This window comes from Staphylococcus sp. AtDRG32, from assembly GCF_004365845.1.
GTDB classification, from domain to species: Bacteria; Bacillota; Bacilli; order Staphylococcales; family Staphylococcaceae; genus Staphylococcus; species Staphylococcus hominis.
The window spans coordinates 372,040-388,143 of record NZ_SODE01000001.1 but is presented as its reverse complement, the minus strand read 5'-3'; the positions used below and the strand labels follow the sequence as shown (position 1 = coordinate 388,143).

Here is a 16,104-nt window from a genome sequence, read left to right as displayed (position 1 = left end):
AAAATGCTTGTGTTTGAATATAGTTAAGAGTATAATATATATATAATATTAAATAGATAACTATCTCATATAGGAGGTTTCGCTTTGGATAATGATCGTCAAAAAGCTTTAGATACAGTTATAAAAAATATGGAAAAATCCTTTGGTAAAGGTGCAGTAATGAAATTAGGCGATAATAAAGGTCGTCGTGTATCTAGTGTATCAAGTGGTTCAGTTACTTTAGATAATGCACTAGGTGTAGGTGGTTATCCTAAAGGAAGAATTATTGAAATATATGGTCCTGAAAGTTCCGGTAAAACAACAGTAGCACTTCATGCTATTGCCGAAGTGCAAAAAAATGGAGGCGTTGCTGCGTTTATCGATGCTGAACATGCACTTGATCCAGTATATGCTGAAGCATTAGGTGTTGATATAGATAATTTATATCTTTCTCAACCTGACCATGGTGAGCAAGGTTTAGAGATAGCAGAAGCTTTCGTAAGAAGTGGAGCTGTTGACATTGTTGTTGTAGACTCAGTTGCTGCTTTGACTCCTAAAGCTGAAATTGAAGGTGAAATGGGAGATACACATGTTGGTCTTCAAGCACGTTTAATGTCTCAGGCTTTACGTAAACTTTCAGGTGCAATTTCAAAATCAAATACTACTGCTATATTTATTAACCAAATTCGTGAAAAAGTTGGAGTAATGTTTGGTAACCCAGAAACTACACCAGGTGGTAGAGCCTTAAAATTCTATAGTTCAGTACGTTTAGAAGTGCGTCGTGCAGAACAATTAAAACAAGGTCAAGACATTGTAGGTAACAGAACTAAAATTAAAGTTGTTAAAAATAAAGTAGCACCACCATTTAGAATTGCTGAAGTAGATATCATGTATGGTCAAGGTATTTCAAAAGAGGGAGAATTAATTGACTTAGGTGTAGAAAATGATATTGTCGATAAATCTGGCGCTTGGTACTCATATAATGGTGAGAGAATGGGTCAAGGTAAGGAAAATGTTAAAACATATCTTAAAGAAAACCCTCAAATTAAAGATGAAATCGATCGCAAATTACGTGAAAAATTAGGCATTTTCGATGGTGATGTTGAAGAAAATGAAGATAAATCATCACAAACATTATTCGATGAAGAATAATGTTGAATTTTTAATGCTTTAAATAGAATATACTTTTAATATATATTTAAAAATATTAAAATTATTTTGTGTGAGAGTGAATAATGAGTTCGAAATGAATTCAATGTCACTCTCTTTCTTTTATAAGTAGGTGTAGTGAAATTTCATATCTTGACACTACTGAGTACCTAAACGTACAATTAATATGTATATTATTTATACAATTTATAAAAAATCATAGAGATTTTAATATACAAGCAAATACCTAGAAAAAGGAGGTGTTTATGTGAATTTATTAGACCTCCTACTCATTTTGCTGGGGATTATTCTAGGGGTTGTTGTAGGGTATTTTTTAGCCCGAAATATATTACATCAAAAGCAAATTCAAGCTAGACAAACTGCTAATGATATTATCAAACAAGGACAAAAAGAAGCAGATAATATCAAAAAAGAGAAATTATTAGAGGCAAAAGAAGAAAATCAAATTATTAGAGAACAAGTTGAAACAGAGCTACGTGAAAGACGTAGTGAGCTTCAAAGACAAGAAGCCCGAAATCTTCAAAAAGAGGAAAATTTAGATCGTAAATCAGAATTATTGGATAAAAAAGATGAGATTTTAGATCAAAAAGAATCCAAAATTGAAGAAAGACAACAACAAGTAGATGCAAAAGAGAGTAGTGTTCAGACGTTAATAATGAAGCATGAACAAGAATTAGAACGCATCTCCGGTCTCACTCAAGAGGAAGCAGTTAATGAACAACTTCATAGAGTGGAAGAAGAACTGTCACAAGATATTGCAGTACTTGTTAAGGAAAAGGAAAGAGAAGCAAAAGAAAAAGTTAACAAAACAGCAAAAGAATTGTTAGCTACTACTGTACAAAGATTAGCTGCTGATCATACAACGGAATCTACTGTTTCAGTAGTTAATTTACCAAATGATGAGATGAAAGGTCGAATTATTGGTAGAGAAGGTAGAAATATTCGTACTTTAGAAACGTTAACAGGTATCGACTTGATTATTGATGATACTCCTGAAGCAGTGATTTTATCAGGATTTGATCCTATTAGACGTGAAATCGCTAGGACTGCATTAGTGAATTTAGTCTCTGATGGAAGAATTCATCCAGGTCGTATCGAAGAAATGGTAGACAAAGCTAGAAAAGAAGTAGATGACATCATTAGGGATGCAGGTGAACAAGCAACATTTGAAATCAATGTTCACAATATGCATCCAGATTTAGTGAAAATTTTAGGTCGTTTAAACTATAGAACAAGTTACGGCCAAAATGTCTTAAAACATTCTATGGAAGTCGCACATCTTTCTGGAATGTTAGCTGCTGAATTAGGCGAGGATGTTAGTTTAGCAAAAAGAGCTGGATTACTACATGATGTAGGTAAAGCAATTGATCATGAAGTTGAAGGTAGCCATGTTGAAATTGGTGTTGAATTAGCTAAAAAATATGGTGAAGTTGAAACTGTAATTAATGCGATTCATTCACATCATGGAGATGTTGAACCAACATCTATTATTTCAATTCTAGTAGCAGCTGCAGATGCATTATCGGCCGCACGTCCAGGAGCACGTAAAGAAACACTTGAAAATTATATTCGTAGATTAGAACGCTTAGAAACTCTTTCAGAAAGTTATGAAGGTGTTGAAAAAGCGTTCGCAATTCAAGCTGGTAGAGAGATTAGAGTTATTGTTTCTCCTGAAGAAATAGATGATTTAAAATCTTACCGATTAGCTAGAGATATAAAAAATCAAATTGAAGAAGAATTACAATATCCAGGACATATTAAAGTGACAGTTGTTAGAGAGACTAGAGCAGTAGAGTATGCGAAGTAATTTTAAAAATTAAATAGGAACTCACTGATTACTAAAAAACCTGAGACATATTTAAAATGTCTCAGGTTTTTTCATTATTTAAGTTGTAAATCTGTTTTTTTGATTTCAGAAAGAATTTCAGCTGTATCATAACAATTTGTAGCAATATTAGAATATCTTTCTGCTAAACGGTATGCGTTAATATATAATTCTAAGCTTTCTTTAGCCATATCTTCTGCATCTTCTGATTTTGATGGGTTTGCTTTTACAACTAGTTCTGCAAATTTTTCTGGATCGATATTAATTGACATCTAATTATACAACTCCTAAATTTTTATAATATTATAATAACATATGCTGTATGCATGCTAAAGTTAAGACTGTGTAATTTTAAAAAATATGAAACTCTACCTTTAATTATATAGTTATTTCAATTACACTATATTGTGAGAGGATGAACATTAATGCGAATTTTATTTATTGGAGATATCGTAGGAAAAGTAGGTAGAAATGCCATTGCTGAATATTTGCCTAAATTAAAGCAAGCTTATAAGCCTACGTTGAGCATTGTTAATGCAGAAAATGCTGCTCATGGAAAAGGTTTAACTGAAAAATTATATAAACAATTGCTTAGAGATGGCGTGGATTTTATGACAATGGGAAATCATACTTATGGTCAAAGAGAGATTTATGACTTTATTGATGATGCTAAAAGAATGATAAGACCTGCTAATTTTCCGAGTGAAGCGCCAGGTGTTGGCATGCGTTTTATTCAGGTTAATGATATTAAAGTTGCCATCATTAACTTGCAAGGACGTTCATTTATGCAAGATATTGATGATCCTTTTAAAAAAGCAGATCAATTGATTGAAGAAGCTAAAAAAGAAACTAATTATATTTTTGTAGATTTTCATGCAGAAACTACTTCAGAAAAAAATGCAATGGGTTGGTATTTAGATGGAAGAGTCAGTGCTATTGTAGGCACACATACTCATATTCAAACATCTGATGAGCGTATTTTGCCCAATGGTACAGGCTATATTACAGATGTAGGTATGACTGGTTATTATGATGGAATACTAGGGATTAATCGCGAGGAAGTTATTAAGCGTTTTATTACAAGTTTGCCACAACGACATGTAGTGCCTGATAATGGTAGAAGTGTACTTTCAGGTGTTATTATAGATTTAGATAAAAATGGAAGAACCAAACTCATAGAACGCATTTTAATCAATGAGGATCATCCTTTTGATAAATAGCGTATAGTCCATTAGTATGAATTTAAATAAAAGCCACTGTTGACATAGTAAGACGGTGGTTATTTTTGTTATGATTTAGTATGAATTAATTCCACAGGAGGCTAATGATATGAAACCACAAATATCATGGAAAGTGGGCGGACAACAAGGTGAAGGTATTGAGTCAACAGGAGAACTATTTGCTACTGCAATGAATCGAAAAGGTTATTATTTATATGGATATCGACATTTCTCAAGCCGAATTAAAGGCGGTCATACAAATAATAAAATAAGAGTCTCAACTTCTCCAATTCATGCAATTAGTGATGATTTAGATATTTTAGTTGCATTTGATCAAGAGACAATTGAATTAAATCATCATGAAATGAGAGAAGATAGTATTATTATTGCAGATGCTAAAGCTAAACCTTCTAAACCAGATGATTGTCGTGCGCAACTTATTGAATTACCGTTAACATTAACAGCTAAAGAATTAGGTACTGCACTGATGAAAAATATGGTAGCGATTGGTGCAACTTGTGCAGTAATGAAATTAGATACAACACCTTTCGAAACGTTAATTACAAATATGTTTACTAAAAAAGGTCAAAAAGTTGTTGAAATGAATATAGAAGCGCTTCATCAGGGTTATGAGTTGATGAAGGATAAATTAGATACAGTAAATGGTGATTTTTTACTAGAAGATAGTGAGGGCACACCACATTTATACATGATTGGTAACGATGCAATTGGATTAGGCGCGATTTCAGCTGGTTCAAGATTTATGGCAGCTTATCCAATTACGCCCGCTTCAGAAATTATGGAGTATATGATTGCAAATGTTCCAAAAGTAGGAGGTACTGTAGTACAAACTGAAGATGAAATTGCTGCAGCGAATATGGCAATTGGTGCGAACTATGCAGGAGTTAGAGCATTTACTGCGAGTGCAGGGCCAGGTTTATCTTTAATGATGGAAGCCATTGGTTTATCAGGTATGACTGAAACACCACTAGTTATTGTTAACACGCAACGTGGAGGTCCTTCAACTGGATTACCTACAAAACAAGAACAATCAGATTTAATGCAAATGATATATGGAACACATGGAGATATTCCTAAGATAGTAGTAGCACCAACTGATGCTGAAGATGCTTTTTATTTAACTATGGAAGCTTTTAATTTAGCTGAAGAATATCAATGTCCGGTTATCGTATTAAGCGATTTGCAATTGTCATTAGGTAAACAAACAGTAAAACAACTCGATTACAATAGAATTCAAATTAAACGTGGAGAGCTTATTCAATCAGATATTGAACGTGATGAAGATGATAAATCATACTTTAAACGTTATGCACTTACAACATCTGGAATTTCACAACGTCCAATTCCTGGTGTTAAAGGTGGTATTCACCATGTTACTGGTGTTGAACATAATCAAGAAGGCAAGCCAAGTGAAGCTGCTGATAACAGACGTGAACAAATGGAAAAACGTATGAGTAAAACTGCGAACTTACTTATTGAAACACCTGTTGATTATGATGAGAAACATGAGAAAGCAGATATTTTATATATCGGATTTATTTCAAGTAAAGGTGCAATTGAAGAAGGAAGTAAACGATTAAATAATAATGGTATTAAAGTTAATACGATGCAAATTCGTCAACTTCACCCATTACCAAAAGATATTATTCAACAAGCTATTGATAAAGCTTCAAGCGTCATAGTAGCTGAGCATAACTATCAAGGCCAATTATCAAATATCTTAAAAATGAATACTGCCATTCAAGACAAATTAGTTAATCAAGCTAAATATGATGGTACACCTTTTTTACCACATGAAATAGAAGAAAAAGGACTTTCAGTAGCTAAAGATATGAAGGAGATGATGTAATTGGCTACATTTAAAGATTTTAGAAACAGTGTGAAGCCAAACTGGTGCCCAGGATGTGGAGACTTTTCAGTACAAGCTGCAATTCAAAAAGCAGCAGCAAATTTAGGTTTAGAACCTGAAGAAGTGGCATTAATTACGGGAATAGGTTGTTCAGGTCGTTTATCAGGCTATATTAACTCTTATGGGGTACATGGTATTCATGGTCGTGCATTACCTCTTGCCCAAGGAGTGAAAATGGCTAATAAAGATTTAACAGTCATTGCTTCAGGTGGCGACGGTGATGGTTATGCTATTGGCATGGGTCATACAATTCATGCATTACGCCGCAATATGAATATTACTTATATTGTTATGGATAACCAAATTTATGGCCTAACTAAAGGTCAAACGTCTCCATCTTCTGCTGTTGGATTTGTAACTAAATCAACACCTAAAGGAAATATAGAAAAAAATGTTGCGCCATTAGAACTAGCACTATCATCAGGTGCTACATTTGTAGCACAAGGTTTTTCAAGTGATATTAAAGCATTGACAAAATTAATTGAAGATGCAATTAATCATGATGGTTTTTCATTTGTAAATGTGTTTTCTCCATGTGTGACATATAATAAAGTGAATACGTATGATTGGTTTAAAGAACATTTAACTAGTATTGAAGATATTGAAAATTATGATCCAACAGATAAACAATTAGCGATGAAAACTGTATTAGAACACGAATCACTAGTTAAAGGTATTGTATATCAAGACACAACAACACCTTCATATGAATCACAAATTGAAGAATTAGATGAAAGTGCATTAACTAAAAGAGATATCCATCTTTCTGAGCAAGAGTTTAATGACTTAACTGCTCAATTTGTATAATTTTTTTAAAGACATTCTTGAAAGCATCATATGACTTCAAGAATGTCTTTTAATTTAAGTTTAAATTTATAAAAATCTTGTTAAACTTCATTTATTTATTTTTATTAGGGAAGAAAATAATATAGTAAATAAAAGGAGTGGAAATGTTGGATAAATTTAAATCAATGCAAGAATTGGAAAAAGAAACGATTGAAAATGAAGACTGGAAAATAATAACTAAAAACCGAAATAGCAGCGTTTCAATACTAGCAATTCATGGTGGAGGCATTGAACCCGCTACAACTGAATTAGCAAGTATAATTGCTGATGAAGGCGGATATAATTACTTTACTTTCGAAGGTTTACGTAGTAAAGGAAATAAAGAGTTGCACGTAACTTCTACACGTTATGATAATAAAGATGCAATGAATTTGGTAACTGAAAGTAACCAAGCTATTGCTATTCATGGTTGTGAAGGGAACGAGAGCATTGCTTATGTTGGTGGGAAAGACGAATGTCTAAAATCACTCATCAAAGAACAATTAAATAATATTGGTATAAAAACAAGTGAAGCACCAAGCCATATTTCAGGTCAACAGGATAATAATATTGTTAATTGTACGACTAGAGGTATGGGCGTACAAATTGAGTTAACTACCTCATTACGTAAAACTTTTTTCAAAAATAATAAAACAAATCGAAATAGTAGAGAAAATCAGTCAAATTGGGATAAATTAATGTGCGACTTTGCAAAAGCTATAAAATCTGCAATAGAAAATATAGAATAACTCAGATTTATAAAGATAATCATGATAAAATAAAATCATAAATAAATCATAGAGGTGAAATTTATGCAAGATACGTTAATGAGTGTACAAATAGTTCCTAAAACACCTAATAATGATGATGTTATTCCTTATGTAGATGAAGCGATTAAAATTATTGATCAGTCGGGACTACATTACAGAGTAGGTCCTCTTGAAACGACTGTCCAAGGTGATATGAGTGAATGCTTAATTTTAATTCAAAAATTGAATGAAAGAATGGTTGAATTAGAATGTCCTAGTATTATTAGCCAAGTGAAGTTTTATCATGTGCCAGAAGGTATATCTATTGAAACTCTAACTGGTAAATATGACGAAGCATAACATATTTTAAAGTTAAATAACGTTTAGTTAAAGTGGAGTAAGATTCAATATGACATCTATTCCACTTTTTATTCAATATTTAATAATAAAATATATTAATTTTTAACCTCTTTTTGCACTTTAATGCTAATTTTAATATAATGTACTAATAATATTAGGGCATATAGAAAGGATTTTTGTAAAGTGAACGAAGAGCAAAGAAAAGCTGGTACGATAGATATTTTAGACGAACGTAATAAAAAAGCAGAAAAAGACTATAGTAAATATTTCGAACATGTTTATCAACCACCTAATCTTAAAGAAGCAAAAAAACGTGGTAAACAAGATGTTCAATATAATCGAGATTTTCATATTGAAGATAAATATAAAGGTATGGGAAAAGGACGAACATTTTTAATTAAAACATATGGGTGTCAAATGAATGCACATGATACTGAAGTAATGGCAGGAATTTTGAAAGCTTTAGACTATCAAGCAACTGATGATATTAATGAAGCGGACGTTATATTAATTAATACATGTGCTATTCGTGAAAATGCTGAAAATAAAGTATTTAGTGAAATAGGTAATTTAAAACATTTAAAGAAAAATAGACCTGAAACGTTAATTGGTGTATGCGGTTGTATGTCACAAGAAGAATCCGTTGTAAATAAAATTTTAAAATCATATCAAAATGTGGATATGATTTTTGGAACGCATAACATACATAAATTACCTGAAATTTTAGAAGAAGCATATTTATCAAAAGCCATGGTCGTTGAGGTTTGGTCTAAAGAAGGCGACGTTATTGAAAACCTACCTAAAGTGCGTGAAGGAAGTACAAAAGCATGGGTTAATATTATGTATGGATGTGATAAATTCTGTACATACTGTATTGTACCTTTTACACGAGGAAAGGAACGCAGTCGTAGACCACAAGATATCATTGAAGAAGTTCGAGAACTCGCTCGTGAAGGTTATAAAGAAATTACACTTCTAGGACAAAATGTTAATTCATATGGAAAAGATATTAAAGATTTAGATTATGGCTTAGGTGATTTATTAGAGGATATTTCTAAAATTGACATTCCACGTGTACGTTTTACAACGAGTCATCCTTGGGATTTTACAGATAGAATGATTGAAGTGATTGCAAAAGGTGGAAATATCGTTCCTCACATTCATTTACCTGTGCAATCTGGAAATAATGCTGTATTAAAAATAATGGGACGTAAATATTCACGTGAAAGTTACTTGGATTTAGTTGATAGAATTAAAGAAGCTATTCCTAATGTCGCTCTTACTACTGACATAATAGTAGGATATCCTAACGAAACAGAAGAACAATTTGAAGAAACACTTTCATTATACGATGAAGTTCAATTTGAACATGCTTATACGTATTTGTATTCACAAAGAGACGGTACGCCTGCTGCTAAAATGAAAGATAATGTTCCAACTGAAGTGAAAAAAGATCGCTTGCAACGTTTAAATAAAAAAGTTGGTCAATATTCAGAAAAAGCAATGCAAAATTATGAAGGACAAGTTGTTACTGTTTTATGTGAAGGAACAAGTAAAAAAGATGAAACAGTTCTAGCAGGTTATACTGAAAAAAATAAATTAGTTAACTTTAAAGGACCTCGTGAAGCTATTGGTCAACTTGTTGATGTTAAAGTTAAAGAAGCAAAACAATACTCACTAAATGGTGAATTTTTACATTTTCATAATCAAGTTATGGTGACTAATTAATATGTATGAAAAAGAAGATATTCTAAAGCAAGCAAATAGTGTATCGAACAAAATAAAGGCACTAGAATTGATTAAACAATATCAAAATGTAGAGCAACAAATTCATGAGAATACATCAATTGAACAAAAAATGAAACAATTAAAATTGCAACAAAAACAGTCAGTAAATTTTCAAAATTATGGCAAGCATCAGGCTTATCAAAAATCTGAAGAAGAAATTTCTCAACTTGAAAAAGAAATCAATGCATTACCTATTGTTGAAGAATTTCGGTCAGCGCAATTTGAAGCAAATGAGTTGTTGCAATTGATGGTTTCTACTATGGAACAAAGTTTAAATAATCATAATGAAAAAGCACATCACGACTCATAAACAGAAGGGAATATTCAAAGATGAAAACTAAAAAACTTACCATTACAGCTTTACTCATTGCTTTTAATGTCGTATTTAGTAGTTTTATTATTATACCTTTAGGTCCAGTAAAAGCAGCCCCAGTACAACATTTTGTAAATGTACTATGTGCGGTTTTTGTAGGGCCATGGTATGGTTTAGCACAGGCTTTGATTTCTTCTTTAATAAGAATAACATTTGGAACTGGCAGTGCTTTTGCCTTTCCTGGTAGTATGATTGGTGTGTTTCTAGCTAGCCTCTTCTATATGTATAGAAAGCACATATTTATGGCTGCAGTTGGAGAAGTGATTGGAACTGGAATCATTGGTAGTTTAATGTGCATTCCACTATCTTGGATATTAGGTTTGCAACATTTCTTTATCAAACCATTAATGCTTGTATTTGTAGTTTCAAGTTTTCTTGGTGCAGCGATTAGTTATATCTTACTTATAGTGTTAAAAAAACGAGGATTATTAGATAAATTCAAATAAATATTTTATTTAAGATTATCATTTCATACACTTAATAAGTTTAGTGCTTATTAAGCGTAGTAAAGAGATGATAATCTTTTATTTTTAAGTTGTAGAATAATATTCTAATTTGGATAACGAGCGCTTCAGTATGACATATGTTAAAATATACAAGTTAAAATGTGAGAAGAAAAAAGTATATATCAGTAAGGTTGTGAAAAAATATGGCTAATGTGACACCTATGATGCAACAATATTTAAAAATAAAATCTCAATATCAAGATTGCTTATTGTTTTTTAGATTAGGCGATTTTTATGAAATGTTCTTTGAAGATGCTAAAGAAGCATCTAGAGTATTAGAAATTACCTTAACTAAAAGAGATGCTAAAAAAGAAAATCCAATTCCAATGTGTGGCGTTCCGTATCACTCAGCAAATAGCTATATTGAAACACTCATTAACAATGGATATAAAGTTGCTATTTGTGAACAGATGGAAGATCCAAAACAAACTAAAGGCATGGTTAAAAGAGAAGTAGTTAAAGTAGTCACGCCTGGAACAATGATGGAACAAGGCGGAATGGATGAAAATCAAAATAATTATATTCTTAGTTTCATTCAGAATGAAAATGGATACGCATTAAGTTATTGTGATGTTTCTACTGGTGAATTAAAAGCTACCAATTTTGAAGATGAAAGCACGTTAATTAATGAAATCATTACGATTAACCCAAATGAAATTGTAGTACGAGAAGACATAAATGAAGATTTAAAAAAACAAATTTCACTTACTACTGAAACGATTACAGTTAGAGAAGAAATTTCTGATATAGAATATAGTGTTAATACATTAGAAAATAATTTAATGTTTTTGACAACACAATTATTGTTAGATTATATTCATCATACTCAAAAAAGAGATTTATCTCATATTGAAGATGTGATAACTTATGCAGCGATTGACTTTATGAAAATGGATTATTATGCAAAACGCAATTTAGAGCTTACTGAAAGCATACGTTTAAAAAGTAAAAAAGGAACATTATTATGGTTAATGGATGAAACAAAAACACCTATGGGTGCAAGACGCTTGAAACAGTGGATTGATCGCCCACTTATTCATAAAGATAATATTGAACAACGATTAGATATCGTAGAATCATTTATTGATCATTTTATAGAAAGAGATACTTTAAGAGGTTACCTTAATCAAGTATACGATATTGAAAGATTAGTAGGACGAGTAAGTTATGGAAATGTAAATGCTCGAGATTTGATTCAACTCAAACATTCTATTTCTGAAATTCCAAATATTAAATCACTTCTTGAACAAATGGATAATGTGACAACAACGCAGTTTAGCACATTAGAACCATTAGAAGATTTACTGAAAGTTTTGGAAGATAGTTTAGTAGAAGAACCACCTATTTCAGTCAAAGATGGGGGACTGTTCAAACAAGGATTCAGTAAACAACTAGATGAGTATTTAGAAGCATCTAAAAATGGAAAAGATTGGCTAGCACAACTTCAAGCGAAAGAACGTGAAAGAACAGGTATCAAATCTTTAAAAATTAGCTACAATAAAGTTTTTGGTTACTTTATTGAAATCACACGTGCTAATCTTCAAGGATTCGAACCAAGCGAGCATGACTATCATCGTAAACAAACTTTATCTAATGCAGAAAGATTTATTACAGACGAATTAAAAGAAAAAGAAGATATTATTTTAGGTGCAGAAGATAAAGCAATTGAATTAGAATATCAACTGTTTATTCGATTGAGAGAGCATGTTAAATCATATACTGAAAGATTACAAAGACAAGCAAAAGTGATATCAGAGCTTGATTGTTTACAAAGTTTTGCAGAAATTGCACAAAAATATAACTATGTTAGACCAGAATTTAGTGATGATAAGACATTGAACTTAGAAAATTCTAGACATCCCGTTGTAGAACGCGTGATGGATTATAATGATTATGTACCAAATGATTGTTATCTTGATCAAAATAACTTTATTTACTTGATTACTGGCCCAAATATGTCTGGTAAATCAACTTATATGCGTCAAGTGGCAATCATTAGTATCATGGCACAAATGGGCGCTTATGTACCATGTGATAATGCAATATTACCTATTTTTGATCAAATTTTTACAAGAATTGGTGCAGCAGATGATTTAGTATCCGGTAAAAGTACCTTTATGGTTGAAATGCTAGAAGCACAAAAAGCATTAACATACGCAACAGCAGATAGTTTAATCATCTTTGATGAAATCGGGCGAGGAACGTCAACATATGATGGCTTATCTCTAGCGCAAGCTATGATTGAATATGTAGCTGAAACATCACATGCTAAGACGCTTTTTTCAACCCATTATCATGAATTAACAACATTAGATCAACAGCTATCTAGTTTGAAAAATGTACATGTAGCAGCAGATGAGTATCAAGGTGAACTTATTTTCCTTCATAAAGTTAAAGAAGGTGCCGTTGATGATAGTTATGGTATTCAAGTTGCTAAACTAGCAAATCTTCCTGAGAAAGTAATTGAAAGAGCTCAAGTTATTTTAAATGCGTTTGAACAAAATGGATTATCAGATGAGAATGTCAATCGTAAACAGTATAATGACAACTCTAAAGATATTGAAAATAAGGATCATTTAATTAATAAGGAAGAACACTCAACTATTAAACAAACAGATGTGTTTGAACAAACAAGTTTTGACTTATTTAATTCGAATGAAACACAAAGTGAAATAGAGGCACAAATTAAAAATTTAAATATTTCAAATATGACACCTATTGAAGCATTACTTAAGTTAAGCGAATTACAAAATCAGTTAAGATAGAGGTGTTAATTCATGGGTAAAATTAAAGAATTACAAACATCTTTAGCAAATAAAATTGCTGCAGGTGAAGTGGTTGAACGTCCTAGTTCAGTAGTAAAAGAACTACTTGAAAATGCAATTGATGCTAAGGCGACTGAAATTAATATAGAAGTAGAACAATCAGGTATTTCCTCAATTCGTGTAGTCGATAATGGAACTGGAATTGAGCAAGATGATTTGCAACTTGTTTTTCATCGTCATGCTACCAGTAAAATAAATGATGATGACGATTTGTTTCATATCAGAACATTAGGATTTCGAGGTGAAGCACTGGCTAGTATTTCATCTGTAGCTAAAGTGACACTTAAAACGTGTACAGATAATGAAAATGGTCACGAAATTTATGCTGAAAATGGTGAAATATTATCTCAAAAACCAGCAAAAGCCAAAAAAGGAACAGATATTAAAGTAGAATCATTATTTTATAATACGCCAGCTCGGTTAAAATATATTAAAAGTTTATATACAGAATTAGGAAAAATTACAGATATTGTTAATCGAATGGCAATGAGTCATCCAAATATTCGCTTTTCACTTATATCTGATGGAAAAACGATGTTAAAAACGAATGGCTCTGGAAGAACAAATGAAGTGATGGCTGAAATATATGGTATTAAAGTTGCAAAAGATTTAGTTCACATTTCTGGCGATACGAGTGACTATCATTTAGAAGGATTTGTTGCTAAACCGGAACATTCTCGTAGTAATAAACATTATATTTCAATTTTTATTAATGGTCGATATATCAAAAATTTCGCTTTAAATAAAGCTATTACTGAAGGATATCATACACTTCTAACCATAGGTCGTTATCCTATTTGCTATATCAATATAGAAATGGATCCAATTTTAGTAGATGTCAATGTGCATCCAACGAAACTTGAAGTTAGACTTTCAAAAGAAGAACAACTTTATAATTTAATTATTGAAAAAATTAGACATGCATTTAAAGATAGAATATTAATTCCTAAAAATGATTTAGATCGAACACCTAAAAAAAATAAAGTATTGCATACGTTTGAACAGCAAAAAATCGATTTTGAACAAAAACAACAAAATATTTCAAATCAAACAAAACAATTAGAAAATAAAAATGACCTCAACGTTTCGACTAACAATACCTTTTCAACAATAAGTTCTCAATATGATGAAGAACATACCTCTGATGATTCTTACACTAGAGAAGATAACGAACATTCTAGTGTCTATAATAATAAACGTAGTATGGATAAAGATTACTTCGACATTCAAAAAGATATTTTAAATAGTTTAGATCGTGCTGAGTCTTCAATCGATAACACTCGACATGATGAAACCAATATTTATAATTATGATGAAAATGAAGACTTTCAAGAGAATGTTACAAATCAAGAAGAACAAGATATTAAAGGTAAAGTAAGTTCAACACCGTCTCGACGTGTGCCATATATGGAGGTAGTTGGTCAAGTACACGGTACCTATATTATTGCTCAAAATGAAAATGGAATGTTTATGATAGATCAACATGCTGCTCAAGAACGTATTAAATACGAATATTTCAGAGAAAAGATAGGCGAAGTATCAAATGAAGTACAAGATTTGTTAATTCCTTTAACATTTCATTTCTCAAAAGACGAACAATTAATTATTGATCAATATCGAGAAGAACTTGATAAAGTAGGAGTTCATTTAGAACATTTTGGTGGATATGATTATATTGTAAATAGTTATCCAGTATGGTTTCCTAAAGTAGAAGCAGAGGAAATTATTAAAGATATGATTGAACTAGTATTAAATCATAAAAAAATTGACGTTAAAAAAATGCGCGAAGACGCAGCTATTATGATGAGTTGTAAGAAGTCAATTAAAGCAAATCATTACTTGAAAAAGAATGAAATGGCAGATTTAATTGATCAATTAAGAGAAGCGGAAGATCCATTTACTTGTCCTCATGGTAGACCAATTATTATTAACTTTTCAAATTATGAATTAGAGAAATTATTTAAACGAGTAATGTAGAAGGGATGCATAGAAATGAAAGAACACGTACTACCAGCAATTCGAAATATGAAAGATTTAGAGAAATTAACTCAAACGGATTATAAAGTGTGTGTCCTTTTAGATATGCATGTAGGTCATTTAAGAAGCATTATAGAGTTACTTAAAAAACATGACATTGAAGCATATATTCATATTGATTTAATTAAAGGAATGGCACATGATGAATATGCATGTGAATATATCATTCAAACTTATAAACCAAAAGGGATTGTTTCAACAAAAACAAAAGTCATTCAAAAAGCAAAATCATTAAATGTACTTACTATTTTTAGAGTTTTTATTATTGATAGTCAAGCACTCAATCGTAGTATACAACTCATAAAGAAAGTGGACCCAGATTATGTTGAAGTACTACCAGGTATTGCTCATAAAATTGTTGAAAATGTAAGAGAAGCAACGGGTGCTAAAATTATAGCAGGTGGGTTAATCGAAGAAAAAAAAGAAGTGAATGATGCGATTAATAGTGGTGCAAGCTATGTAACCACAAGTAATAGAAAATTGTGGTAGAAATTATCTTTTTAACCTGAGACAAAAA

At 31.4% G+C, this 16,104-nt stretch carries 14 protein-coding genes; 13 read left to right on the top strand and 1 reads right to left on the bottom strand.

Annotated elements, in window-relative coordinates:
• Positions 1-84: 84 nt before the first annotated feature.
• A complete protein-coding gene (gene recA, locus BDW25_RS01890) occupies positions 85-1,131 on the top strand; it encodes a recombinase RecA (protein WP_002448773.1) in 1,047 nt (348 codons plus the stop codon).
• A gap of 265 nt (positions 1,132-1,396) precedes the next feature.
• Positions 1,397-2,956, top strand: coding sequence for a ribonuclease Y (gene rny, locus BDW25_RS01885; protein WP_002448856.1), 1,560 nt, complete (start codon positions 1,397-1,399; stop codon positions 2,954-2,956).
• A 74-nt stretch (positions 2,957-3,030) separates the two neighbouring features.
• Here rny and BDW25_RS01880 read toward each other — a convergent pair whose 3' ends face one another.
• On the bottom strand, positions 3,031-3,246 hold the full coding sequence (locus BDW25_RS01880) for a hypothetical protein (protein ID WP_002448781.1): 216 nt from the start codon (positions 3,244-3,246) through the stop codon (positions 3,031-3,033).
• A gap of 153 nt (positions 3,247-3,399) precedes the next feature.
• On the opposite strand from BDW25_RS01880, the gene BDW25_RS01875 reads away from it, so the two are divergent.
• From BDW25_RS01875 to BDW25_RS01825, 11 genes are all read left to right on the top strand, one after another.
• Positions 3,400-4,194: a TIGR00282 family metallophosphoesterase gene (locus BDW25_RS01875; protein ID WP_002448851.1), complete on the top strand. Its 795-nt coding sequence runs from the start codon at positions 3,400-3,402 to the stop codon at positions 4,192-4,194.
• Positions 4,195-4,303: 109 nt separating this feature from the next.
• The gene (locus BDW25_RS01870) at positions 4,304-6,064 is read left to right on the top strand and encodes a 2-oxoacid:acceptor oxidoreductase subunit alpha (protein ID WP_002455401.1); all 1,761 of its coding nucleotides are present in this window, start codon (positions 4,304-4,306) and stop codon (positions 6,062-6,064) included.
• Positions 6,065-6,931, top strand: a complete 867-nt coding sequence (locus BDW25_RS01865) for a 2-oxoacid:ferredoxin oxidoreductase subunit beta (protein ID WP_002448821.1) — start codon at positions 6,065-6,067, stop codon at positions 6,929-6,931.
• 146 nt (positions 6,932-7,077) lie between these two features.
• Complete coding sequence (locus tag BDW25_RS01860; RefSeq protein ID WP_166667410.1) at positions 7,078-7,698, top strand: poly-gamma-glutamate hydrolase family protein; 621 nt, start codon at positions 7,078-7,080, stop codon at positions 7,696-7,698.
• 63 nt (positions 7,699-7,761) lie between these two features.
• Positions 7,762-8,058, top strand: a complete 297-nt coding sequence (locus BDW25_RS01855) for a thiamine-binding protein (protein ID WP_002448768.1) — start codon at positions 7,762-7,764, stop codon at positions 8,056-8,058.
• Between the two features lie 183 nt (positions 8,059-8,241).
• Positions 8,242-9,786, top strand: coding sequence for a tRNA (N6-isopentenyl adenosine(37)-C2)-methylthiotransferase MiaB (miaB, locus tag BDW25_RS01850; RefSeq protein WP_049418168.1), 1,545 nt, complete (start codon positions 8,242-8,244; stop codon positions 9,784-9,786).
• 1 nt (position 9,787) lies between these two features.
• Complete coding sequence (locus tag BDW25_RS01845; protein WP_002448720.1) at positions 9,788-10,156, top strand: YlbF/YmcA family competence regulator; 369 nt, start codon at positions 9,788-9,790, stop codon at positions 10,154-10,156.
• Positions 10,157-10,176: 20 nt separating this feature from the next.
• The gene (gene thiW / locus BDW25_RS01840; protein ID WP_002448801.1) at positions 10,177-10,665 is read left to right on the top strand and encodes an energy coupling factor transporter S component ThiW; all 489 of its coding nucleotides are present in this window, start codon (positions 10,177-10,179) and stop codon (positions 10,663-10,665) included.
• Positions 10,666-10,868: 203 nt separating this feature from the next.
• Positions 10,869-13,490: a DNA mismatch repair protein MutS gene (gene mutS, locus BDW25_RS01835; protein ID WP_002448719.1), complete on the top strand. Its 2,622-nt coding sequence runs from the start codon at positions 10,869-10,871 to the stop codon at positions 13,488-13,490.
• 12 nt (positions 13,491-13,502) lie between these two features.
• Positions 13,503-15,527, top strand: coding sequence for a DNA mismatch repair endonuclease MutL (mutL, locus tag BDW25_RS01830; protein ID WP_133944720.1), 2,025 nt, complete (start codon positions 13,503-13,505; stop codon positions 15,525-15,527).
• A gap of 15 nt (positions 15,528-15,542) precedes the next feature.
• Positions 15,543-16,076 carry a glycerol-3-phosphate responsive antiterminator gene (locus tag BDW25_RS01825; protein WP_049418163.1) on the top strand — a complete coding sequence of 178 codons (534 nt, stop codon included), beginning with the start codon at positions 15,543-15,545 and terminating at the stop codon, positions 16,074-16,076.
• The last annotated feature ends 28 nt before the right edge of the window (positions 16,077-16,104 follow it).

Excerpts from the sequence above, each read along its gene's own strand:
- BDW25_RS01845 (WP_002448720.1), top strand. The coding sequence starts at position 9,788 with ATGTATGAAAAAGAAGATATTCTAAAGCAAGCAAATAGTGTATCGAAC.
- BDW25_RS01855 (WP_002448768.1), top strand. The coding sequence starts at position 7,762 with ATGCAAGATACGTTAATGAGTGTACAAATAGTTCCTAAAACACCTAAT.
- thiW (WP_002448801.1), top strand. The coding sequence starts at position 10,177 with ATGAAAACTAAAAAACTTACCATTACAGCTTTACTCATTGCTTTTAAT.
- BDW25_RS01825 (WP_049418163.1), top strand. The coding sequence starts at position 15,543 with ATGAAAGAACACGTACTACCAGCAATTCGAAATATGAAAGATTTAGAG.
- BDW25_RS01875 (WP_002448851.1), top strand. The coding sequence starts at position 3,400 with ATGCGAATTTTATTTATTGGAGATATCGTAGGAAAAGTAGGTAGAAAT.
- BDW25_RS01880 (WP_002448781.1), bottom strand. The coding sequence starts at position 3,246 with ATGTCAATTAATATCGATCCAGAAAAATTTGCAGAACTAGTTGTAAAA.
- mutS (WP_002448719.1), top strand. The coding sequence starts at position 10,869 with ATGGCTAATGTGACACCTATGATGCAACAATATTTAAAAATAAAATCT.
- mutL (WP_133944720.1), top strand. The coding sequence starts at position 13,503 with ATGGGTAAAATTAAAGAATTACAAACATCTTTAGCAAATAAAATTGCT.
- BDW25_RS01870 (WP_002455401.1), top strand. The coding sequence starts at position 4,304 with ATGAAACCACAAATATCATGGAAAGTGGGCGGACAACAAGGTGAAGGT.